Origin of the sequence: Pseudomonas saxonica, assembly GCF_007858365.1 — a bacterium.
GTDB classification, from domain to species: Bacteria; Pseudomonadota; Gammaproteobacteria; order Pseudomonadales; family Pseudomonadaceae; genus Aquipseudomonas; species Aquipseudomonas saxonica.
Window position 1 is genome coordinate 61007 of sequence record NZ_VFIO01000013.1, and the last position, 21362, is coordinate 82368.

Below are 21362 nucleotides of genomic sequence, written 5' to 3' on the forward strand. Positions count from 1 at the left end.
CTTGGCGAGAGAGTTAGACGACGCTGGTCAAGCCACCATCGACGAAAAGGGTCTGACCGTTAACGAAGTTGGACGCTGATGATGCGAGAAAAACGGCCGCGCCGCAGAGCTCCTCTACATTGCCCCAACGCCCGGCAGGCGTTCGCTGCAACAGCCATTCGCAGAACGCCGGATCGTTGACCAGCGCCTGATTCAATTCCGTCTGAAAATAGCCGGGGGCCAGGGCATTGATCTGAAGACCCAGACCTGCCCAGTCGGCACACATGCCCCGCGTGAGCATTCGCACGGCGCCCTTGCTGGCGGCGTAAGGTGCGATGGAACGTCGGGCCAGTTCGCTTTGCACCGAGCCAATGTTGATGATCTTGCCGTGCCGGCGCGCAATCATGTGACGAGCGACCGCCTGGGATACATTGAACACGCCATCAAGATTGGTACTCATCAGCCTGTGCCAGTCATTGGCGCTGACATCCTGCAGCGCCTGGCGATGCTGCAAGCCAGCGTTGTTGATCAGAATATCAATCGGCCCCAGGCACTCTTCCAGCCCATCGATGGCCGTTGCGACAGCAACGTGGTCGGTCACGTCGAATACCGAGTAATCGACGTCCAGCCCTTCATCGCGCAACAGCGCGCAAGCACCTTGAGCGCGCTCGGCATCGCGGCCATTGAGCACCACGTGGGCACCCGCTTGTGCCAGCCCGCGAGCCAGAGCCAGGCCAATGCCGCGTACCGAACCGGTGATCAGCGCTCGACGCCCGTTCAGACGAAAGCTGTCGATCATGTGTGTCTCCCTACGCTGAGTTGTTGAATGGGCAATGTCGCCACTTTCAACTGCTATCGCGCCGGGATGCCAATCGTTTATGGTGATGTTGTGATCACCCCTCGTGATCACCAAGTGACCATGCTGCACAGGGAGAAGATGTGGAACTCAAGCATTTGAAAGCTTTCGCGACACTGGCCGAAGAGTTGCATTTCGGCCGTGCTGCGTTGCGCCTGCACATAGTCCAGCCCGCCCTGAGCGCGCAAATACGGGCTCTGGAGGAAGAGGTAGGCGCACAGTTATTCGAGCGTAACCGGCACCGCGTCGAGTTGACCGAGGAAGGAATGCTGTTTCTGCCCGAGGCCTTGGCTACCCTGCGCCAGGCCCGGCGCGCCCTTGAAGTGCTGCAGCAAGCGGCGGCCGGTGAGGTTGGCATATTGCGTCTGGCATTTGTCTCTTCAACGTTGTCGCACTTGTTGCCGCAACTCGTCCGCACGCTGGAGCAACGCTACCCGCACATCGAACTGGAGCTCAAGGACATGCCTTCGCTAGCGCAAGCTCGGGCTTTGTTGGACAACGCCCTGGATTTTGCCTTGGTACGCCTGCCCTTGAATGTACCTGGCGTCCAGACACGCATGCTTTTCGAAGAGTCACTGGTCGTCGCGCTGCCACAAGAAAACCCGTTATGCGCCAAACCTCGTATAAAGCCTCAGGATCTAGCCGGATGTCCGGTACTGGTGCTAGCGCGCAAGTTCGCTCCCGGCTTGTATGACCAGATGCTGGCAGGCTTTCACAGACGAAAAGTTACGCTGACCATTGCCCGGGAAATGGGCGAGTTCACCACACAGTTGGCGTTGGTGGCCGCCGGTCTGGGCATTGGCATATTGCCAAGCGGCGCAGCATCGGCATTGCCCGCGGGTGTCGTGACTCGCCCACTGACTCTGCCCATGAGCGGGGCTGGCATCGGCGTGGCTTGGCTCGGCCTGGAAAATCCACGCAAGCGGGCGCTGATGAGGGTGCTAGACGAACTTTATCCCGTGACAGCGCCTGAGTTCACTGAGCAAGCGCCAAGCAGCACGCTATAGATTTCAGAAACCACCGGCTGGTGCGCGCCAAGGGTCCCGCGCAAATGACTACTCATTGGGCGTGCTGCCATGTTTTGTAGACGAATTCGAGGCTGTACCCATCCGGGTCCAGCACATTGGCAGCGTAATAGTCAGGGTGGTAGTGCAAGCGCGCGCCAGGCGAGCCGTTGTCGATTGCCCCCAGATTCATGGCAGCGGCGTAGGCGGCATCCACTTCAGCCTTGCTGTGCGCGATAAAACCAACATGTACCGCACGCCCTTCGACAACGCCCTCACGCAGCCAGAAGAACATCCGGCCGTTGGCGCCGAAGCCTTTTAGATCAGGATGACCCGGCGGGCCGTCCTTGCCGTCGTAGTCCAGGCGTGCGGTGATACCCAACGGGGTCAGGGCCGCTTCGTAGAAACGGATGGACCGGGCGATATCGCTCACGGACAAAAAGATATGATCCAGCATGGCAAAATCCTCAGGTATTCAGATGTTGTAGCCGCCGGAAACTTCGAGGGTCTGGGCATTGATCCAGGCGCCCTCCTCTGACAGTAACATGGCGATCACACGGGCGACGTCTTCAGGCTCGCCGACTCGCCCAAGTGCGGTTTGCGCCGCCAGTACCGCCTCAAACTCATCGTTCAGACCGCCACCCAACTCGGTACGGATGGCGCCGGGCGATACGGCGTTGGCCCGTATGCGCCGCTCGCCGAACTCTTTGGCCATGTAACGGGTGAGCACTTCGAGCCCCCCCTTGAACGCCGCATAGGGCGCCACGCCAGCGGTGGCGACGCGGGTGGTGGCACTGGTCAGATTAACGATACTGGCGTTTTCCGCGAACAGCGGCAGCAGGGTCTGGGTCAGGAAAAACGGGCCTTTGAGGTGCACGTTGAACAAACCATCGAACTGCGCTTCGGTGACCGTTGCCAAAGGATTGAACAGACCGTAGCCGGCGTTGTTGACCAGGCCACCCAAAGTGGTGGCATCCCAGGTGTCCCGCAAGGTCAGTACCACTGACTGGCGAAACGCCTCGAAGCTGCCAACGTCAGACACGTCGAGCTTGAGAGCAACAGCCTTGCCACCGACGTGTTCAATGCGTTCCACGACCGTCGCGGCAGCCCGTGGATTAGTGTTGTAGGTCAGGATGACCCCCATCCCACGCTGAGCAATGTACTCGGCGGCACTGGCACCGATTCCACGGCTGCCACCGGTAATGACGATTACGCTCATCTGATGTTCCTCTGTGGTTCATATGTGCACCCACAGTACTCATCAGGATCGTCAGGTTCGTACCCATTTCTACCCGAAACCTGCCTGTTTCTGCTTTTCGCTTGCATGGCGCCGGGTCCTGCCGTCAGCATGCCAGCATGGACAATCAACTGAATGAACTCAGGTCGCTAGCGGCCAAGGCTGAAAATCGCCGTACCGAAACGGGCATTCCCCGCGTGGCCATGGTTCAGGGCAAAATCCCCGAGCACATGCTGGCGGCGGTCTATGACCCGATGATCAATGTGATCCTGCAAGGCAGTAAGAGCATGACCGTGGGGGATCGGACGCTTCGGTATGACCCTGCGACCTATTTCGTCATGTCCATTGATTTGCCAGCCGTGGGGTCTGTGCATCCGAGCGTATCGGGAGAACCTTACTTGGCAGTGAGTCTGACTCTTGACCCGGCAGTGCTGTCGACGCTATTTGCGGACCTGCCTAAACCTGTCGGCCGCGTTGAGAACGCGCCTGGGTTTTGCGTGGCGTCAGTCACAACCGACCTGATGGATGCCTGGGTGCGAATGCTGCGATTGATGAGCGACCCGGACGCCATCGCAGCCCTGGCCCCGGTTTACGAGCGAGAGATTATCTTCCGTGTACTCCAGGGGCCCCATGGCTGGATGCTGCGCGATATCGCAGCGCCGGATAGTGCGATGGCGCGCGTCAACATGGCGATCCAGTGGATCCGCCGTGACTTCGCTCAGCCCATTGGCGTGGAGCGCTTGGCGGAACGAGCATCAATGAGCGTCTCGGCGTTTCACCGCCACTTCAAGGCAGTCACCAATCTGAGCCCTTTGCAGTATCAGAAACGGATTCGCCTGCTCCAGGCCAGAACGCTGATGGTGGCCAACGCTCAGAACGTCATGACTGCTGCCTTCGAGGTCGGCTATGAAAGCGCGACGCAATTCAGCAGGGAGTATGCGCGGGTGTTTGGACTTCCTCCTGCACTAGACGTCGGCAGGATCCTGGCGCAAACAAGCGCCATCAGTCGCTAGCCGGTTAGATATAGGCTTGAAGATATCCATGACCCTTGGCTGTCGGCCAGGAGCGGCCGTACGCGACGCGAGCCTTGGTTGCTCCCTACACAGGCTATTCGCACAACTCTACGTCCAATTCACGTTCCTTGATGTTGGCGATGGGCTGAAGGATGGAACCATCGAACTCACGAAGCTCTGTGCCTGCCTCGATCAGCGAAGGATAGTCAGGATTGCCGAGCGCGCCGCGCCCCAGCGCCACAAGATCAGCCCCCGAACGTATTACCTCGGCTGCACGATCTGGATCATGCAGGCCGCCGTTCGCAATGATCGGCACGCCCGGAGCATACTTCCTGGCCATAGCGACGAGACTGTCTTGAGACCCCTCGAATGCAGGCTGCCACGCCTCATACTCAGTGACATGAATAAAATCGACCTCAGCATCAGCCAGAGCGCTGAAGATGATTTGAGCGTCGCTTTCACCACCGAGCCACTTGTTCTTGAAATCGTTGACCTTGCCCTGAGAAATACGGATGCCCACCGGCACTTTCGCTCCGACACGATCCTTCACCGCAGCGACCACCTCGACAAGAAGACTCATGCGCTGACGGATATCACCGCCCCAGCAGTCATTGCGCAAGTTGGTGTGGGCCGTCAGAAACTGGTCGAGTAGGTACCCGTTCGCTCCGTGGATTTCGATACCATCAAATCCTGCCACCTCGACCGCACGTGCTGCCGTATCCACGAAGCCTTGAATGGCCTCCGCTATCTCAGCTTCAGTCATTTCGACAGGCATACGGTAGGAGCCTGTGCCATGGTAAACAGTCATCTGCTCGCCCACGGGCTGAACGGCAGAGGGGGCAATGTTGTGATGGCGATAGATATTGCCCTGACTCAGCGCACCGGCGTGCATGATCTGCGCAAAAACGAGGGCGCCCTGCGCCTGCAGATCCTGGTTGAGCATCGACCATGCAACTGCCTGCTCTTCATCTGCCAGTCCCGGTTGGTTGGGGTAGCCCTGCGAAAATGCCTTATCGGTGTACAAACCTTCGGTGATGACTAGACCGAACCCGCCTTTGGCGAACCGTAGGTAATAGTCACGCATAGTGTGCGTGACCAGACCGTCCTCCGTCGCTGTTACCCGCGTCATCGGTGCTACCGATAGGCGGTTGCGGAAATGCGCGCCCTTGATATCGCAGGCCGATAAGATGACTTGCTTTGTTTCGCTCATAATTGCCTCGTAAAGTCGTTTAACACACTATGGAACAGGCTGTTTCAAGCATGCTATCGAGTGAAAGCGGTGAAACAAAGGCTCTTGCCAGTGAAGCCGGCTTAACAAAAAAGGATATAAAATGCTGACGTCCGACCTACGGGTATTTCAGGCAGTCGCGTCTGCCGGCAGTCTTTCCGCCGCTGCGCGTCAACTGGATGTGCAGCCTATGCAGGTGTCACGGCGAGTGGCCGCACTGGAGGAAGAATTGGGCACGCGCTTGTTCCATCGCACCACCCGATCAGTTTCGCTCACCTCTGAAGGCCAGCTCTTCCTACCGTATGCATCAACGATTATTGATGCGGAAGACAATGCGAAAAGCGAACTGGGCCCAGCAACCGCCAAAGCGAAAGGCGTCCTGCGCATGACCGCGCCGAGCGTATTTGGCCAATCAATAGTGGTGCCTATGCTCTCTCGCTTACTGGAAGCCCACCCTGATCTGAGCGTTGACCTAGATCTCTCGGACAAAGTGATCGACATCGTCGGACAAGGGCTGGATCTAGCCCTTCGCCTTGCACCATTGGGAGATTCCGAACTGGTCGCCAAGCGAATCACTTCAAACCCCCGCGTGATATGTGCATCGCCTGACTACCTGCGCCGCAATGGCCGACCTACGAAGTTGACTGAGCTGGAGGCTCACCACTGCATTCAGCTTCAAGCCATTCCGCGCTGGCCGTTCATCATTGATGGAGAGCTCATTCGCAAGCGTGTAAACGGTCGTGTCAACACCAGCAGCGTAGACGCGGTAAGAATCGCAGCGATCCAAGGTCTCGGCCTCGCCATGCTGACCTCGTGGGACATCATCCGCCAGGTGCGCGACGGTAAGCTTGAAGTCGTTGAGTTACAGGATGCCGAAATGGAGGATCTCTCGGTCTGGGCCGTGACGCCTAGCCGACGTTTTACGCCTATGCGGGTCAAAATATTCTTAAGCGCGCTGGAGGATGAGCTGGATATGATCAGAAAATCAGGCTGACGCGCATTTACCTGCAACCGACGCTTCTGCGGTGCCCAAATTCAGCTGGAGAAATGCATTCCACTTACCCGCTCATTTGCATTCGACTTGACCAGTCGTTTGCATCAAATGTGACCAGCACAGCGGAGGGGGCGTTGAGCGACAGAGAACGGCCGATTCTGCTGAAAAGTCGATTTTTTCAACAAACGTGACGTTGAGCTTGGCCTCATCGTAGAACCTATTCACCACTGTAAAATGACCCGAATGGGCGTTAATTTTCGCAGGTATCGTTTCGTAGATCGTGCCACATATGCACTTTCGAAACGAATTGCTGCCCTACTGCTACCGCCAAAGGCTCTATTCCAAATGGCTTGAATCCCATTCGCTCATAGAGCCTTTGTGCACCTCGATTGCCCTCGGTGACGGTGAGCTGAACGAGCAAAAGCTGAGGCTGGGATTTTGCATAGGCCAGGACGCTACGCAGCAGTTTATAGCCGATGCCTTTCTCTCGATGAGCGAGTGGAACGTACATTCCGAAGAGCGTGGATTTGTGGCTGGCCTTTTTTCTTCTTTCAACAGAAAGTCCAGCGACACCAAGCAAATCTTCATCCTCAAACGCAGCGAACACCACATCGGCAGCATCAGATCCACTATTAAGCCTTTTCTCCCACCACTCGATGGGTAAGGCTTCGCGCTCGCCGACATCGGAAGTAAAAGCATCGGGATGAAGGCGATAAGCCTCAAGCATTAGCGCTCGATACGACGCGGCATGATCCGGGGTCAGTCGCTTAATTATCGTGGTCATCGAAATCACATTTCATGGTCGTGCACTGATTATGTCCTTCCTAGGCCCAAGGCGACACGGACGCAGATGCTTGAGTTTTTCAACAGAATCGACCCATAAGAGTCAGATAGCTTCCTGATTTCGATACCCGAAACCGGACAGTCGTGAAGTTCTGCAAGCAAAACCAAGCAGTACTAGCGAAAGACTGACCAAAATGAAAAATCACAACCTGCATCATTTATTTCGTTTTACCACGTAGTTCAGGCACACCACGCCCGACGCAAAAAGTTTACTTTTCACCAACGTGAGTGCGGTTCTGTCCTCAATGTTTTTGAACAAGGGAATACCCTGCCCGAGCAGAATCGGATTGATGAATAGCAAATACTCGTCGATGAGATTCTCCGCCATCAGCGCGTGAGTGGCGCCAGGGCTACCAAACACTAAAATCTCGCTGCCCCCGCTGTGCTTGAGCTTGCTAATTTCATCGCTTAAATTGCTACTGATGATTTTGGTATCAGGATGATTTTTTTCCAGCAGGGTTGTCGACAACACAATTTTGCGGGCGGTTTTATACCAGCGCGAATGCGCGTGGTCATGCGCACTGGCATTGGGCTGCTCGGCAGCGGTTGGCCAGTACGACTCCATCATCTGGTAGGTGACGCGCCCGTATAACGCGGTGTCGGTCTGCTGAATCCGCTGCTCCACGTATCCAAACAAATCGTCGCTCAGACTTATCCAGCCCAGGCTATCCATTCCTTCATCGGTGGAGGCAACAAAACCGTCCAGTGACACATGCACAAACGAAACGATTTTCCGCATGATTTTCTCCTTGAGTTTATTTGGTTACATAACCGGTGTTTGGTTCCTGCCTTCAATTGCATCCTATTTCGCCACCACCATCATGCTGCTTGCTTGCGCAATACAACCGAACTTCATTCTGAAACAGTTTTCCACAAAGCGGCCAGTCCCGACTGGCTCTTTTTGGCCGATTGCTTGCTGCCTGTCGTGAAGGACTGCAATCGCCCCATAAGAGTCAGATAGCTTTTAAGCGGCATTCTGCGGCGCTTCGTCAAAACCTGACCCAGGGTCAGTCTCGAAGTCAGGATGGCCCGTAACACCGAGTTGCTCGGGATGATCGCTGACGCCAGCCTGGATCTGGCCCTGACCTGGGACACCGGCAATGTATCGCCGTATGCCAAGTGCCTGGGCCTGGGTTATGTACTGCATGCCGGCGCCGAGCTGCAGGCACCTGCCATCAAATACCTGGCTGGCTTGATCAAAACCTGGCTGCAAGAATAGGCGCAAGGGCTCGCGCCATAAAATGGCAGTTCAATCCGGGATCGGTGTTGGATAGGCGGCATCGCTAAAATGCGCGGCCAGATTGGCCAGGGTCAGGTCGGACATCGCCCGACGCGTATCCCAGGTGGCACTGGCCATATGCGGCGCCAGCAACACATTATCCAGCTCCAGCAAGCCGGGATGGGGCCGCGGTTCATCCTCGAACACATCCAGCCCGGCCCCCAAAAGGCGCCCTTGGGCCAATGCACTGGCAAGCGCGGCCTCGTCAACCACACTACCGCGCCCCACATTGATCAGGATGCCTTCACTGCCCAGTGCGGCGAGCACCTTGGCATCAACCAGGTGCCGGGTCGACTCTCCACCGCCCACGGCAATCAGCAGAAAATCCACCGCGGCGGCCAGTTCGGTCAACGAGGCGTAGTACGGGTAATCAACCGCCAGCTGACGACGCCCGTGGTAGCTGATGCGCATGTCGAACGCCGCCGCGCGCCGGGCAATCGCCATGCCGATCCGCCCCAGGCCAACGATGCCCAGCCGCGCCCCGCTGACCTTGCGGGTAAAACCGAACGGACCTTGCTGCCACTGCCCGCTACGCACGAACTGATCGGCTTTGGCAATGCGCCGCGCAGTGCCGAGCATCAAGGTAATGGCGAAATCGGCCACGTCGTCGGTGAGCACGTCCGGCGTGTGCGTCACCACAATGCCCCGGGCCCTGGCAGCCGCCACATCGATACCGTCGTAGCCGACGCCAAACACCACGATCACTTGCAGGTCGGGCAGCCGCCCGATCAAATCGGCCCGCACCCGCGACTCGCCATTGGCAACCAGAGCGCGGATCCCCCGGGCCTTTGACGCATCCAGTTCGCTGCCGCTCTCACTGCATTCCAATACTTCATATCGGGCATGCAAACCCTCGCTGAGCATGTCCGGCAAACGCGCAACTTTAAGCACTGTGAACATTTTTGTGGCCCTCCACGATGGCGTCACGCAGGATTTGGCGCTTGCGTTGACCGCCCAGGTACAGGCCCAGCATGCCACCGACAAGCAAGGCGACGGCAACCATCAACAAGGCGTAGTCATAGCTTTGAGTGGTGTCCTTGATCCAGCCCATGACCGGTGGCAGCCCAAGCCCTGCGATGTTGGCGATGGAGTTGATCAAGGCAATCGAAACAGCAGCTGCAGGCCCGGACAGATACTCGGTGGTGGTGGCCCAGAATACCGGAGTCGCCGCCCAATTCAGGCCAACAGCCACCACCAGCATCACGTAGGCCAGCCACTGATTGCCGGTAAACACCGCCAGGCCCAGCATGCCCCCGGCCAGCAACAGCGGCCCCCCCAGGTGCCAGCCGCGCTCACCGGTGCGGTCGGAATGACGGCCATTGGCGTACATAAATACGCAGGCCAGGAAAAACGGCATCGCCGACAGCAGGCTGACCACAAACGAACCCTGACTGGATACCGACTGCACGATCAGCGGCAAAAACAGGGTGACCCCGATGGTGCCGAAAGCCTGGAGCAACCAGAACAGACTCAGCAGCCACACCTGGCGACTGCGAAACGCCACATGCCAGGCATCCTTGTGCGAGATGACGGTGCTCGCTTGTTCGGCCTCGATGGTGCGGCTGAGCCAGGCTTTTTGCGCGCTGTCGAGCCAGTTTGTAGACGCCGGGGAGTCAGGCATGTAGCGCAAGACCACAATGCCCAGCGCCACTGCAGGAATGCCCTGGAGAAAGAACAACCAGCGCCAGCCGTTAATGCCCAGCAAACCGTCCAGATGCAGAAAGGCACCCGACATCGGCAACCCGATCACCGACGCCAGAGCCGCGCCGATGTAGAACCATGACATGGCCTTGGCCCTGTCACTGCGCGGGTACCACTGCGACAGGTAGTAGATGATGCCGGGGGTGAAACCGGCTTCGGCCGCGCCCAGCAACAGGCGCATGACGTAGAGCTGGTTGGCGCTCTGGATCAGGCTCATGCCAGCAGCGATGATGCCCCAGGTGATCATGATTCGGGCAATCCAGCGCCGTGCACCGACCCGGGTCAGGATGATGCTGCTGGGCACTTCGAACAGAATGTAGGTGAGGAAGAACAGACCCACACCGATGCCATACATCCGCACGCTGAGCCCGAGGTCGGCGTTCATGGTTAGCGCCGCCACCGAAATGTTCGACTTATCAATGTAAGCCACCATGTACAACAGCATCAGGAAAGGAATCAGCTTCAGATTGAGCGTCTTCATGGTGCTGGCATGCAGACAACTGTCCAGCGATGGACTTGTCATGGGGAAAACCTCTTGTTGTATTTATTTTCGGAACCCGACTGCCGCCTGATCCTTTGGTTTTGTCCAGACCATAAACCAGTCTTGACAACAGTTCAATATATGACTTTACAACCCTATATATGGGATTAAGTCGTCTTCCAGTTCGACTTGCTGCCACAGCGCCGTCACAATCCCCTGTTAGCCTCCGGTCCGATAATATTTTGTTACATCTGATCAGGTACCCGTATGAGCGACCAGAAAGACCAGGACACCCCAGGACACCCGACTGCCCGCCAGTCCAGCCGCCGTCATTTCCTTGAGTCCCAAATCGCCTCGCTACAAGGCGACGACCCCACCGGCACGCGCGTCAAACCCTTAGACAAATCCCCGGCCAGCGCCATGACCGGCGCCCCGCAGTTCGGCCCCAACGCCCTCACCCCGGACTGTTTGCCGTGAACACCATGGGCTCGCTCTACTGGCCTCCCTGGATCCGCGATCCCGAACATCCGAACTATTAAAACTTGATTTGCCCAGCGTGCTGGTGCCCCAAACACGAGCACATTGGCGACAAACTGAGCAAAAAGAACATCGACTGGGCCTGGTACACGGGTGCCGTGGCCGGCAAATTGCCTGCTCTAAATGCTCAATGAAAGAGCGCTGCTGCCCAAACACCTCGTTCCAAAAAATCGCCCGTAGCGTCCATGAGGCGGCACACAATGTTGCTCGGCTAATTGCCGCAACACCGCCATACATGTGCTCTCGCCATGAGCGCAAAAAGGTTGCCACTCATGTCCGACTGTTTCCGACCCAGAGCAGAGGATCACCTTGGTCGGGTAAGTACTTCCGGCTAGCGCTGAGGTTGATATCTAACAAAGGCATTCACACGCCACGTCTACGCAGTTTCGACTTTCCGGATTTCCTCTTGGTATCTTCCTTTCCGATAGCATTCAGTAATTTCTGGAACGTTGAGCATTCAATGTGACGAACAGCAGGACAGCACGCCACTCGACGAAGCTCGTCGCGTGTGGCACTGAGCCGCTCGATAGTGCGGTCTAGTTCATCGGCCTTTTGGTTAAGCCGCTGACGATCAATGTCAGGCTGCCCCTCTGCATCCAGCATGGCAGCAAGATCGCCTAGCGAAAGCTCTGCAAATTGTCCGAGCGCGATCAAGGACAACCGCTGGAGTATGTCGGCACGAAACACGCGACTCAGGCCGCGGCGCCCCACTGAACTGATAAGGCCTTTCTCTTCGTAGTAGCGCAACGTTGAAGCCAGTAAGCCGGAGCGTCGTGCAACTTCACTAATATCCATCTCTTTCATGCTTGACCTCAAGTCGACTTGAACTTGCAGACTGTCTGGATCAAACCGCCAAAACAGACTCAAGGCAAGGAGAAATACCGTGGAAATAGCTGAAACCGCGCTTCACATTCTGTGTATTGGAATGGGTGCAACGCTGATCATGGACGTGTCGGGTTTTGTTCAAGCACGAGTGCTTGGTTCAACGTCGCTTGACTATGGCCTGGTGGGTCGCTGGCTGGGCTACATGCTGCAAGGGCGGTTTCGTCATGCCTCGATCACGGCGGCAACTCCTATCAGGAACGAACGCTTGATGGGGTGGGTATTCCATTACATCACGGGCATTGTCTTCGCCACGCTGCTGATAGGTGCGAAAGGGCCAGCGTGGATCTGCGACCCTACGCTGACACCCGCGCTGGTGATGGGTTTGGTCAGTGTGATTGCACCTTTTTTCATCATGCAACCCGCGCTCGGTTTCGGCGTTGCCGCTTCTAAGACAGGGTCGCCGAGTATTGCAAGGCGCAAGAGCGTCATTGCGCATCTGACATTCGGAGTGGGACTTTTTGTGGCAGCATGGTTGCTGAGCCTGCTCTTCCCGGCATCGTTCTGCTTAAGTTGATTGCCTTCGGTTCAGCGGCGATGTTCAGGATAGGAAAGGTTTACCCATTACCAAGCTATAGCGTTACACGGGGCTAACCATCAATCAGGACCTTTCAAGTCATGCCACGCAGCACGCCATTGATTTCAGAAACCACCTGCTGGGTTGCTGTTTCGATAGCACCATCGTTGCGGCATAAAACCCATCCTTGATCTTCAATCGCTCGTTCGAACGCTTCAGTACACGCAACATGCTCAGCCTGGTGATGCATCACTGTGCTACCCAGGCCGCGCGAGCGTGTTGCCGCCCTCGCCCAGGAAATTTCAGGGGCAGTGACCACTCCGACATGCAGGTCTGGCACTCGCACGTTTCGATCCAAGTTCAACTGAAGGATCTCTGCAAACGGGACGGTCCGGCGAAACGCAGCATCCGATGGATACCAGCGATCAATCAGGATGATGCTGCCCACAGCCTGCTGTGTGAGTACATGGCTGGAAATCCAGGCGCGGCTCTCTGCGAAGCGCTGACAAATGGTCAATTCAAGGTCGTGGGAGGGATTTCTGGCGAACGTGTTGACGAGGGCCATAGTTTCAGCCCTGTAGGGATCGCTTTTTCGCTCGCATAGCCGGATCACTTTCTTGTTGTCAGCCCTCAGCACTTGCGTGATGGCCTCCAACAGTGTGGTTTTACCTGTGCCCTTGGGCCCATCCACAGAAACAAACAACGTGGGGTTCATACTTCGACCGTTAATACACATTGACGATGACTTTAACCCGATTGCTGGCTTGAGCGCCTGAAAACCCAAAATCATGAGGTGATGCTTATGAGGTCAAGACATATCACTGCGCTGTGCAGTGGCGACGTATTCCTCATGTGTGCTTGTCGCCTCACGCAAAGCCGGTAGCCCGAACAGTACGGTAGCGACCATAAACAGCCCGGCGCCAATGCCCACGCCAAACCCGGCAGCGCTACCGTAGACATCAATAACCAGCCCGGCGAGCATACTGCCCAGCGCCACCCCGATACTGATGCCGGTCGACATCCACGTCAGACCTTCGGTCATGCGTGCCGCGGGAACGATGATCGAGCCAAGGTTCATGGCGATGACCATGGTTGGAGCAAAAGAGATACCCGCCACCAGAAGCATGGCCGCCAAGGCGTAAACGTTAGGTGAAAAAACAGGTAAAACCGCTGTTAGTGCAGTGATCAGCAAAGCGATAAAAAATTGTTTTTCAATCGGCATGCCTATTTGGAAGGCGCCAAAACTCAGCCCGGCAATCATGGAGCCCATTGCATAGGCTGCCAGAATGAAGCTGGCGGAGGTTGGCCAATCATGCTCGTTAGCAAATGCGACGACGGCCACATCGACCGCTCCACCAATGACGCCCATGGCCAGAAGTGCCAGCACGATAATGCGCAGGCCCGGGTTATGCAGGGTTGAGCGTGCCTTGCCTTTGCTGGCCACGATCACCTGCGGCTCTGTGCGGCGCTGCAATAAAAACGCTGCCACCCCGATGGCCAGCAGCAATACGGCAGCAAGGGGCCCGGCCTCGGCAAATAAACCGGTACTCAGGCCAATCGCCAACGGCGGGCCGATAATAAAGGACATCTCTGTCAGCACCGTGTCCAGCGAAAAAGCCGTATGCAACTGCGGTGAGCCGCGAAACAAGTGAGTCCAACGTGCTCTGATCATCGCCGGCATGCTGGGCATACTGCCTGCCAGTACCGCCAGAATAAAAAGAACAACCGCTGGGGCGCCGGTGTAAACAGCCGCAATCAGCGCCAGCAACATGATGATGCTGAAAGAGGTGACCCAGGGTAGAACGCGACTCTGCCCCCGGCGATCGACGAGCCTCGAGAGATGCGGGCCAATCAGTGCATTCGACAATGTAAATGTCGCCGCGATAGCACCAGCCAGCCAATACCCGCCATTGTGCTGCACCAGCATGGTAATGAGCCCGATGCCAATCATTGCATGTGGCAATCGGGCGATGGCGCTTGCAATCACTAACCCCGGGACGCCGGGCGTAGAAAGCAGTTCGCGGTAAGGATTTGCCATGAATTTATCCGTAAGAAATTAGCGAGAGAGTGCATGTACATTCATATGCGTCATTCACCTCTTGTCGGCAAATCATACGAAGCATGCATCAAAGCAGTGGCGCTCACTGCACAGTACTCCTAGCCTAGCTGAACCTTTTCCCAAAAAGATTTCTCGATATGACGTCTTCAAAAGACGAAGAGCTCATTCTCGTAGATGAGCACGACCAGCCCATAGGCACTGGCTTGAAATTAAGCGTGCATAAGGACGGCCTGCTTCATCGAGCCTTTTCTATCTTTATTTTCAATGGCAAGGGTCAACTGATGCTGCAACGACGCGCATTGGGTAAATACCACTCGGGTGGGTTATGGACCAATACCTGCTGTGGCCACCCGCGCCCCGAAGAAACGGTTCTGGGTGCCGCACACCGTCGGTTGCAAGAGGAGATGGGATTTGATTGTGCACTGCATGAAGCGGGCACCCTGACTTACCGAGCTGAAGTTTCGCAGGGTTTAATTGAGCATGAATTTGATCATGTTTTTGTTGGGCGATTTGATGGGGATGTTCACCCTGACCCCGAGGAGGCACTCGATTGGCAGTGGATTGACCTCGACACCTTGCACACTGCACTTGTGACTCAGCCCGACACCTTTACGGTGTGGTTTAAAACGATTATCGAACAGCTCGGTGGCAAGCTGTGCAACCTCAGGGACTTAGCCCTGAAGTTGCACACTGAACAGGACATCAGGCACTGATCGCGTCAGTCTCCACATCCCGTGCGAAGTGGCCAACAATGGACTCAATCAAAGCCCTGTCCGCGACAGGGTCAAGGCCCGGGTACGGCTGGCCGTTGTACAGGCCGGTATAGGTCAGCATGTCCTCAATGCTTGAACCCTCCTCATACACGCTCCGCATTAGTTGGCACTCGGCGTCTTTGGCGTCAGTAGCACTCAGCGCATAATGCAGGGCCAGCGCACTGCCGAATTCCAAGGCGTTGCAAGCAATACCATGCTTTTTGGCCAGATCAATGCTGCGGAAAATTCGCTCATTGCGTTGTAACTTGCGCAACGGGTCACGCCCGACACGAGCACAGGGATCCTTGAAAGAATTTTTGCAACGTTCAAGAAAGGTCGAGGAGAAATCACTGATGGCATCTGCCAGGTGCGGATATTCAGCGACCAGCGCAGGCCCGACTTCCTGATGAATCAGTCGCTCGGCCAGCGCGCTGACCCGCGGATCACCCATGCCCTGCCCCACCCACGAATAGCCCAGCAAGCTGGAGTACCAGGCAATGATGGCGTGCGGCCCGTTCCAAAGCAGGTTCTTCATCACTTGAGTCTGGCTGATGTCATCAACGGTTTTCACCTGACGCAGCCGCTCCAGCAGATTGCTGCACCGCTCTGCGTACAGCGGCATATCAGGTTCACTGTTAAACAGGATCAAGTGCAGTTGACCGAGTGCATTGGTTGACTGGGCAAACGGTCTAAAGCGTGCAATTAGCCGTTCGTACTCGGGCGCAGGCGACTTCTGTGAGCGTTTTGGCGCGGGTGTGCCGTCATTCAGACTGTTTTGAAAGATCGTCGACTTGATTCGTAACTGCCGCACCAGCGCTTCATTACTGATTTTGGAGACGATACGGCTCACGACAGTTTCAGCGAAATGGGTGTTCTCCAGGATTTTGGCGCACAGCTCGGGCGATACCTGCTGCGCCAGATGCGTTTGGACTTGGCGGCGGACAAACTCCGCGCCACCCACCTTGTTCAGCACTATCAGGATCGTCAGCTCTCGCCCGCGCCGCTCGAAACGTCGAACCAGACCTTTGGCAATCACCCCCGCCTGCTTGCGAATCGCGGGTTCGGGCAAACTAAGCCCGACGATCTCCGCAACGTCGTACATACGGATGACAGCTTCTTCGTCGTCCATGTCGATCATGTTGAGCGAATCGATGGTTTGGTCAAAGGATGTCGCGCCGTAGCGCACACTGAAGCTGCCAAAGGCCTGAATGGTTTCTCTGAGCATCCGCGAGCGCGTTGCGGCAATGATTTCACACGGACGTGTGTAACCATCCCAGTGCGAGAAGATCTGTGTCAGGTAGCCGCCGCCCATGGCGCCAAAGCCATGAATTCCGACACTGAATTGGTTAAACGCCTGCGGAAAACTATCAGTCAGTTGCGGTGTGCCCAGGTCTGGCATGCAATCGTTCAGGTCTGCGAGAAAGCCATGCATGCTCTGATACACCTTCAAGGCAGCCGCCTTGACCTCCGGTGCTGGTGGCTTGATGTCTTCAATCAGAATGGGTTGGCCTTCAGCGCGGGTCGCAGACAGCAGGCCGTTTTCAGAGTCTTCCAGCATCAAGCAATGTTCAGGCAGGCAGTTCAGCGCACTGGCCGCTGCCAGAAAAATCTCGGGATGGGGCTTGCCTTGAGTCACTTCGTCGCCACAGACGGTGACATCGAAATACTTCAGCACATTGGCATTGATCAGGTATTCCTCGGCAATCGCTCGACGGCTGGACGTTGCAACGGCCATGGTCAGGCCGTATTTGCGCAAACGCTCCAGCACCTCCAGCAAACCGTCCTTGATCGGTACGCCATTATCGCGGACATAAGCCAGCTCAAGTTCATCGGCGCGCTTTCTGACTTCTGCGTAGGGGAAGTCGTCGCCATGGTTGGCCTTGGCCAGCGCTTCGGCTTTCTTGGCACTCAGGCCCAACGAACCTATGAGGGTGTCTTCACTCAGGGGTGTGCCGAAAATCTCGAGCGCTGCCTGTTTCAGGGTTTTGAAACGCAAGCGTTCCGTGTCAAACATTGTGCCGTCCATATCAAAAATGGCACTGAAAATGCGTTTGCCCTGGAAATGAATCATGGGGGTGTTACTCCTTATACCGCGGGTGATGGGTTCAGATAAAAGCAGTGCTCAGAACGCATCAGGCGGAGGGACGTAACAATGGCGCCAGTCGGCGCAGCTGCCTGGCAACCGGGGTCGCAGGCGGGAGATGGCGAAATGTATTAAGAGGCGAGAAACAAACCCTGTCGCTGCGCGCGCACAGCTTTTTACGTGAGGCCCACACTTGGCAATCAGGGATGCGCAAGGTGAGCCGGACGAGCGATTGATACGTGTGATTCCATCCATAGGGCGTTGAAATATCCTGTTTCGATAAAGAGTCCTTTTTAGCTATAACCTATTCAATGGCTCTAAAGCAAGGCAGCACGGCCGTCACTAGGCAGTGGTTGCCGAAGGCAACGTCCGGTTGCGTAGTGACCGTAACTGCCTGCGCACACAATTGAGCAGGACTCAGTGGCTGCCTGCGACAGCTGTCCCTGCGCGGTTCAATTGCTCAATCAGGACTTTATTGAAAGCGGCTGGATCTTCCATTTGCGGGGCATGGCCCATGCCTGGAAATTCAATCAACCGGGCGTCCGGTATCAGAGCCGCGGCCTGTTTGCCGAGCACTTTGTAATGGCCAATTTTGGCCTTCACTTCAGGCGCCGCTATATCGCTGCCAATCGCAGTCGTATCGGCGTCACCAATCAGCAGCACTGTAGGTACCTTGATTTGCGGCAGCTCGTAGATCACCGGCTGGGTAAAAATCATGTCGTAGATCAGCGCCGAGTTCCATGCCACACGCTTATGCCCCGGGCCTTTGTTCAGCCCCGCGAGCATGTCTACCCACTGATCGTATTCGGGCTTCCAGTGACCTGCGTAATAGGTGTTTTGTTCGTACTTGCGTATGCCGGCAGCGTCCAGTTTCAGTTCGCGCTCATACCATTGATCGACGCTGCGCCACGGTACACCGAGGGCTTTCCAGTCCTCCAGGCCGATCGGATTGACCAGCACCAGCTTCTGCGTATCTGAGGGGTAAAGCAGCGCATACCGGGTTGCCAGCATGCCGCCGGTGGAATGACCAATCACACTGGCTTTGTCTATGCCAAGCTGACTGAGTAATGCATGGGTATTGGCGGACAGTTGCTGAAAACTGTACTGATAATGTTCAGGCTTACTGGATGTGCAGAAGCCAATTTGATCAGGCGCCACTACTCGATAACCCGCCGCACTCAGTGCCTTGATGCTGTCACCCCAGGTCGCTGCACAGAAGTTTTTACCGTGCAGCAACACGGCGGTATGACCATTGGCCGCCCCTGTGGGAGCTACGTCCATATAGCCCATCTGCAAGGATTGCCCCTGGGACTTGAAGGTGAAGTGATGCAGCGGGTACGGGTACTTAAAACCCTGAAGTTCTTCGCCATAGCCTGGAGTGGATGACTCGGGGGCCGCAACCGCAAGCATGGGCAAGGCGCAGGAAAGAGCCAGGCATGAGCGCTTGATAAAAGGTACAAACTTCATGGGCAATGCCTCAAAAAGACTTGAGACTCACACGCCACTATTAACCCAAGGTTAAAACCCGCCTGTATGATGTCGCGCTCAAGAATCAGGCCACTACTCAAGCCTGCCGCGGGTCAGTCATAGCTCAGGAGCGTTTCATGAACAGGCTTTACCGGACTTTCAACGTGGGAGAGTCCGCCCCGCGGTTCGCGCTCAACTCACTGACCCTGGGTGTATTGCTATCCGGCGCGGCGCCCGTCGCCCATGCAATGCAAACTGAACTGCCAGCCACCAGCGTGACCGCCTCCGGGGCATTGAGCTATCAAGCTGATCAGGCCACAGTCGCAGGTTTCGAGTCGACGCCGTTGCTGGACACCCCCGCTGCAATTACGGTCTTTACCGATGCCTTGATCACTGACCAGCAAGCCCGCCTGCTCAGCGATGTATTGAAAAATGACGCGTCAGTGGGTGAAAGCTATGCGCCCGTGGGCTATTACGAAAACTTTGTGGTGCGTGGCTTCTCGTTGAACTCAGCCAGCAGCTACAAAATCAACGGCCGCACCATCACCGGCGAGCAAAATGTCGGCCTGGAAAACAAACAGCAGGTTGAATTGCTCAAAGGCCTCGCGGGTTTGCAAAGCGGGGTGTCCGAGCCTGGGGGTGTGGTCAATTACGTGACCAAACGAGCCGCGGATGTGCGCTCGGTCACCGTTTCGACCGATGACCGAGGCAGCGGATACCTGGCCACGGACGTAGGCGGCTGGTTTGGCAGCGAGCAACAATTCGGGCTGAGGGTGAATCTGGCTCATGAAGACATCCATTCTTACGTCGAGCACGCCAATGGCCAACGCGACTTCGCTTCCATTGCCTTCGACTGGAACATAAGCCCCAATGCTCTGCTGCAACTGGATGTGGAGTACCAGAACAAGGAGCAACGCTCAGTACCGGGCTATCAACTGCTGGGCGGTACCGATCTTCCACATCATGCTTCGCCGAAAAAGCTGCTTGCCCACCAAAGCGGCAGCAAACCTGTGACCATAGATTCTCTGAACCTCAACGGGAATTTTGAGTACCGCTTCAGCGATGATTTAAAAGCGAGCCTTAGCGCCTCGCGCAGCAAAGTCATCATCGATGACTACAGCTCTTTTGCCTGGGGCTGCTACGGCTCAGACAGTTGTGCCGGCAGTGCCGTGCCGAACTACTTCAGCCCCGAGGGCGACTACGACATCTACGATTTCCGCAGCCCCGACGACACGCGCCGCAACGATGAAATACAGGCGGCGCTCAGCGGACAATTCGATACCGGCACTATTAGCCACGAACTGACCGTGGGTACCAGCGCGTTTCGCCGCGTGGTGGACCAACGCGAACTGATCAACGAGATGATCGGCAGCGGTAACGTCGACACCGATCCTCAAGACTTCCCCCGCTACACCGGCCCGGTCAACGACAGTTATCGTCGTTTGGACAGCCGCCAATACGGCGTGTTCTTCAATGACCTCATCAGTTTCAACGAGCAGTGGCAAACGGTGCTGGGTGGCCGAGAAGTCCGCCTTGATGAGCGGACGTTCGATGACCAGGGTGACACCACGCGCCACACCCGGCGCTATGAATTCTTGCCGCAAGCCGCACTGATCTACAAACCAATGCAAAACCTGTCGCTGTACACCCGTTACAGCAAGGGCTTGTCGCTGGGGGGCGAGGCCCCCTGGTTCGCCAGCAATGCCTTTGAAATATTGGCGCCAACCGTGTCGCGGCAAATCGAGGCCGGTATCAAATACGACTGGCAGCGCATGAGTTTGAGCGCCACGCTGTTTCAGATTCGTCAGGCTTACCAGTATGCAAGGCCCAACGACGATGCCAGCTTTACCTTCGTGCAACAGGGCGAGCAGAAAAACACGGGGCTTGAATTGGCCGCCAATGGTCATGCAACTGATCGCTTGCAAGTGTTTGCCAGCGTGGCAGCCATACGCTCCAGAGTGACCGGCAGCGGTACGCCGGAATATGAAGGGCACCAGACAATCAATGTGCCCACACTGCGCGCCAGCCTTTACGGCGACTATGCGTTGCCTTGGGTCGAAGGCTTGGCTTTGTTGGGCGGCGTGCAATATAACGGTAAAAAATACGCTAACCAGCAAGGCGCAGTCGAAGTGGGCTCCTACGCCATTTTCAATATTGGCAGTCGCTACAGCACGCGTATTGAGGGCTATGACACCGTGTTCCGCTTGACGGTCGACAATCTCTTTGACAAGCGTTACTGGCGCGATGTCGGCGAGTACATGGGGGACAATTACCTGTTTCAGGGCGCCCCGTTGACCGCAAGGCTGAGTGCCTCGATCAATTTTTGATGGGGCCGATGCATGAGGCCATCGGCTTCGTGGTGCAAGGCAGTTCTCTTGCCTTCACCGCGAATGAATAAAAAGCCCGCTCCGGGGTCAGGATTACTCACTCAATAACGATACATCCTAAGA

Annotated in this window: 20 protein-coding genes and 2 pseudogenes; 9 read left to right on the top strand and 13 right to left on the bottom strand. The window is 56.4% G+C overall.

The window, feature by feature from the left end; all coding sequences use genetic code 11:
• Nucleotides 1–13: 13 nt before the first annotated feature.
• Nucleotides 14–778, bottom strand: coding sequence for an SDR family NAD(P)-dependent oxidoreductase (locus FJD38_RS21895; RefSeq protein ID WP_146387512.1), 765 nt, complete (start codon nucleotides 776–778; stop codon nucleotides 14–16).
• Between the two features lie 140 nt (nucleotides 779–918).
• Here FJD38_RS21895 and FJD38_RS21900 point away from each other — a divergent pair, with 140 nt between their 5' ends.
• The gene (locus FJD38_RS21900) at nucleotides 919–1842 is read left to right on the top strand and encodes a LysR family transcriptional regulator (RefSeq protein ID WP_146387514.1); all 924 of its coding nucleotides are present in this window, start codon (nucleotides 919–921) and stop codon (nucleotides 1840–1842) included.
• Nucleotides 1843–1894: 52 nt separating this feature from the next.
• On the opposite strand, the gene FJD38_RS21905 is transcribed toward FJD38_RS21900, so the two are convergent.
• Together FJD38_RS21905 and FJD38_RS21910 are read right to left on the bottom strand one after the other, a co-directional pair.
• Entirely contained in the window at nucleotides 1895–2296 is a 402-nt protein-coding gene (locus FJD38_RS21905) for a VOC family protein (protein ID WP_146387516.1), read from the bottom strand.
• Nucleotides 2297–2314: 18 nt separating this feature from the next.
• Nucleotides 2315–3058 (bottom strand): SDR family NAD(P)-dependent oxidoreductase, encoded by a 744-nt coding sequence (locus tag FJD38_RS21910; protein WP_146387518.1) that lies wholly within the window; start codon nucleotides 3056–3058, stop codon nucleotides 2315–2317.
• Between the two features lie 137 nt (nucleotides 3059–3195).
• Here FJD38_RS21910 and FJD38_RS21915 point away from each other — a divergent pair, with 137 nt between their 5' ends.
• On the top strand, nucleotides 3196–4089 hold the full coding sequence (locus FJD38_RS21915; RefSeq protein WP_146387520.1) for an AraC family transcriptional regulator: 894 nt from the start codon (nucleotides 3196–3198) through the stop codon (nucleotides 4087–4089).
• Nucleotides 4090–4183: 94 nt separating this feature from the next.
• Here FJD38_RS21915 and FJD38_RS21920 read toward each other — a convergent pair whose 3' ends face one another.
• Entirely contained in the window at nucleotides 4184–5299 is a 1116-nt protein-coding gene (locus FJD38_RS21920; protein WP_146387522.1) for an NADH:flavin oxidoreductase, read from the bottom strand.
• A gap of 121 nt (nucleotides 5300–5420) precedes the next feature.
• Here FJD38_RS21920 and FJD38_RS21925 point away from each other — a divergent pair, with 121 nt between their 5' ends.
• Nucleotides 5421–6311 (top strand): LysR family transcriptional regulator, encoded by an 891-nt coding sequence (locus FJD38_RS21925; protein WP_146387524.1) that lies wholly within the window; start codon nucleotides 5421–5423, stop codon nucleotides 6309–6311.
• Nucleotides 6312–6561: 250 nt separating this feature from the next.
• Here FJD38_RS21925 and FJD38_RS21930 read toward each other — a convergent pair whose 3' ends face one another.
• Both FJD38_RS21930 and FJD38_RS21935 read right to left on the bottom strand, forming a co-directional pair.
• Nucleotides 6562–7095 (bottom strand): GNAT family N-acetyltransferase, encoded by a 534-nt coding sequence (locus tag FJD38_RS21930; protein WP_146387526.1) that lies wholly within the window; start codon nucleotides 7093–7095, stop codon nucleotides 6562–6564.
• 213 nt (nucleotides 7096–7308) lie between these two features.
• Nucleotides 7309–7893: a dihydrofolate reductase family protein gene (locus FJD38_RS21935; protein WP_146387528.1), complete on the bottom strand. Its 585-nt coding sequence runs from the start codon at nucleotides 7891–7893 to the stop codon at nucleotides 7309–7311.
• Between the two features lie 285 nt (nucleotides 7894–8178).
• On the opposite strand from FJD38_RS21935, the gene FJD38_RS25080 reads away from it, so the two are divergent.
• Complete coding sequence (locus FJD38_RS25080) at nucleotides 8179–8373, top strand: hypothetical protein (protein ID WP_341874145.1); 195 nt, start codon at nucleotides 8179–8181, stop codon at nucleotides 8371–8373.
• A 30-nt stretch (nucleotides 8374–8403) separates the two neighbouring features.
• On the opposite strand, the gene FJD38_RS21945 is transcribed toward FJD38_RS25080, so the two are convergent.
• Together FJD38_RS21945 and FJD38_RS21950 are read right to left on the bottom strand one after the other, a co-directional pair.
• A complete protein-coding gene (locus FJD38_RS21945) occupies nucleotides 8404–9333 on the bottom strand; it encodes a 2-hydroxyacid dehydrogenase (protein WP_146387530.1) in 930 nt (309 codons plus the stop codon).
• Entirely contained in the window at nucleotides 9317–10657 is a 1341-nt protein-coding gene (locus FJD38_RS21950) for an MFS transporter (protein ID WP_146387532.1), read from the bottom strand. The genes FJD38_RS21945 and FJD38_RS21950 overlap by 17 nt, the downstream gene beginning before the upstream one ends.
• Before the next feature lie 252 nt (nucleotides 10658–10909).
• Between FJD38_RS21950 and FJD38_RS21955 the strand changes: the two are divergent.
• Nucleotides 10910–11250: pseudogene (locus FJD38_RS21955) on the top strand (acid phosphatase); the annotation flags it as partial.
• Nucleotides 11250–11417 (top strand): annotated as a pseudogene (locus FJD38_RS24880) (IS5/IS1182 family transposase); the annotation flags it as partial. The pseudogenes FJD38_RS21955 and FJD38_RS24880, both read left to right, overlap by 1 nt.
• 98 nt (nucleotides 11418–11515) lie before the next feature.
• Here FJD38_RS24880 and FJD38_RS21965 read toward each other — a convergent pair.
• Nucleotides 11516–11956: a helix-turn-helix domain-containing protein gene (locus tag FJD38_RS21965; protein ID WP_146387534.1), complete on the bottom strand. Its 441-nt coding sequence runs from the start codon at nucleotides 11954–11956 to the stop codon at nucleotides 11516–11518.
• Between the two features lie 79 nt (nucleotides 11957–12035).
• On the opposite strand from FJD38_RS21965, the gene FJD38_RS21970 reads away from it, so the two are divergent.
• A complete protein-coding gene (locus FJD38_RS21970) occupies nucleotides 12036–12551 on the top strand; it encodes a DUF2938 domain-containing protein (protein ID WP_244302785.1) in 516 nt (171 codons plus the stop codon).
• Nucleotides 12552–12645: 94 nt separating this feature from the next.
• Here FJD38_RS21970 and FJD38_RS21975 read toward each other — a convergent pair whose 3' ends face one another.
• Together FJD38_RS21975 and FJD38_RS21980 are read right to left on the bottom strand one after the other, a co-directional pair.
• Nucleotides 12646–13266, bottom strand: a complete 621-nt coding sequence (locus FJD38_RS21975; protein WP_146387580.1) for a dTMP kinase — start codon at nucleotides 13264–13266, stop codon at nucleotides 12646–12648.
• 93 nt (nucleotides 13267–13359) lie between these two features.
• Nucleotides 13360–14589 (bottom strand): MFS transporter, encoded by a 1230-nt coding sequence (locus FJD38_RS21980; protein WP_146387536.1) that lies wholly within the window; start codon nucleotides 14587–14589, stop codon nucleotides 13360–13362.
• A 158-nt stretch (nucleotides 14590–14747) separates the two neighbouring features.
• Here FJD38_RS21980 and idi point away from each other — a divergent pair, with 158 nt between their 5' ends.
• Nucleotides 14748–15323, top strand: coding sequence for an isopentenyl-diphosphate Delta-isomerase (gene idi / locus FJD38_RS21985; protein WP_146387538.1), 576 nt, complete (start codon nucleotides 14748–14750; stop codon nucleotides 15321–15323).
• Here idi and mtlD read toward each other — a convergent pair.
• Nucleotides 15313–17433, bottom strand: coding sequence for a bifunctional mannitol-1-phosphate dehydrogenase/phosphatase (mtlD, locus tag FJD38_RS21990; RefSeq protein WP_122785961.1), 2121 nt, complete (start codon nucleotides 17431–17433; stop codon nucleotides 15313–15315). The genes idi and mtlD overlap by 11 nt on opposite strands.
• Nucleotides 17434–17862: 429 nt before the next feature.
• Nucleotides 17863–18855, bottom strand: coding sequence for an alpha/beta fold hydrolase (locus FJD38_RS21995; protein ID WP_122786052.1), 993 nt, complete (start codon nucleotides 18853–18855; stop codon nucleotides 17863–17865).
• A gap of 194 nt (nucleotides 18856–19049) precedes the next feature.
• On the opposite strand from FJD38_RS21995, the gene FJD38_RS22000 reads away from it, so the two are divergent.
• Entirely contained in the window at nucleotides 19050–21239 is a 2190-nt protein-coding gene (locus tag FJD38_RS22000) for a TonB-dependent siderophore receptor (RefSeq protein ID WP_146387540.1), read from the top strand.
• Nucleotides 21240–21362: the final 123 nt, after the last annotated feature.

Excerpts from the sequence above, each read along its gene's own strand:
- FJD38_RS21895 (WP_146387512.1), bottom strand. The coding sequence starts at position 778 with ATGATCGACAGCTTTCGTCTGAACGGGCGTCGAGCGCTGATCACCGGT.
- FJD38_RS21905 (WP_146387516.1), bottom strand. The coding sequence starts at position 2,296 with ATGCTGGATCATATCTTTTTGTCCGTGAGCGATATCGCCCGGTCCATC.
- FJD38_RS21910 (WP_146387518.1), bottom strand. The coding sequence starts at position 3,058 with ATGAGCGTAATCGTCATTACCGGTGGCAGCCGTGGAATCGGTGCCAGT.
- FJD38_RS21915 (WP_146387520.1), top strand. The coding sequence starts at position 3,196 with ATGGACAATCAACTGAATGAACTCAGGTCGCTAGCGGCCAAGGCTGAA.
- FJD38_RS21920 (WP_146387522.1), bottom strand. The coding sequence starts at position 5,299 with ATGAGCGAAACAAAGCAAGTCATCTTATCGGCCTGCGATATCAAGGGC.
- FJD38_RS21925 (WP_146387524.1), top strand. The coding sequence starts at position 5,421 with ATGCTGACGTCCGACCTACGGGTATTTCAGGCAGTCGCGTCTGCCGGC.
- FJD38_RS21930 (WP_146387526.1), bottom strand. The coding sequence starts at position 7,095 with ATGACCACGATAATTAAGCGACTGACCCCGGATCATGCCGCGTCGTAT.
- FJD38_RS21935 (WP_146387528.1), bottom strand. The coding sequence starts at position 7,893 with ATGCGGAAAATCGTTTCGTTTGTGCATGTGTCACTGGACGGTTTTGTT.
- FJD38_RS25080 (WP_341874145.1), top strand. The coding sequence starts at position 8,179 with ATGGCCCGTAACACCGAGTTGCTCGGGATGATCGCTGACGCCAGCCTG.
- FJD38_RS21945 (WP_146387530.1), bottom strand. The coding sequence starts at position 9,333 with ATGTTCACAGTGCTTAAAGTTGCGCGTTTGCCGGACATGCTCAGCGAG.
- FJD38_RS21950 (WP_146387532.1), bottom strand. The coding sequence starts at position 10,657 with ATGACAAGTCCATCGCTGGACAGTTGTCTGCATGCCAGCACCATGAAG.
- FJD38_RS21965 (WP_146387534.1), bottom strand. The coding sequence starts at position 11,956 with ATGAAAGAGATGGATATTAGTGAAGTTGCACGACGCTCCGGCTTACTG.
- FJD38_RS21975 (WP_146387580.1), bottom strand. The coding sequence starts at position 13,266 with ATGAACCCCACGTTGTTTGTTTCTGTGGATGGGCCCAAGGGCACAGGT.
- FJD38_RS21980 (WP_146387536.1), bottom strand. The coding sequence starts at position 14,589 with ATGGCAAATCCTTACCGCGAACTGCTTTCTACGCCCGGCGTCCCGGGG.
- idi (WP_146387538.1), top strand. The coding sequence starts at position 14,748 with ATGACGTCTTCAAAAGACGAAGAGCTCATTCTCGTAGATGAGCACGAC.
- mtlD (WP_122785961.1), bottom strand. The coding sequence starts at position 17,433 with ATGATTCATTTCCAGGGCAAACGCATTTTCAGTGCCATTTTTGATATG.
- FJD38_RS21995 (WP_122786052.1), bottom strand. The coding sequence starts at position 18,855 with ATGCTTGCGGTTGCGGCCCCCGAGTCATCCACTCCAGGCTATGGCGAA.
- FJD38_RS22000 (WP_146387540.1), top strand. The coding sequence starts at position 19,050 with ATGAACAGGCTTTACCGGACTTTCAACGTGGGAGAGTCCGCCCCGCGG.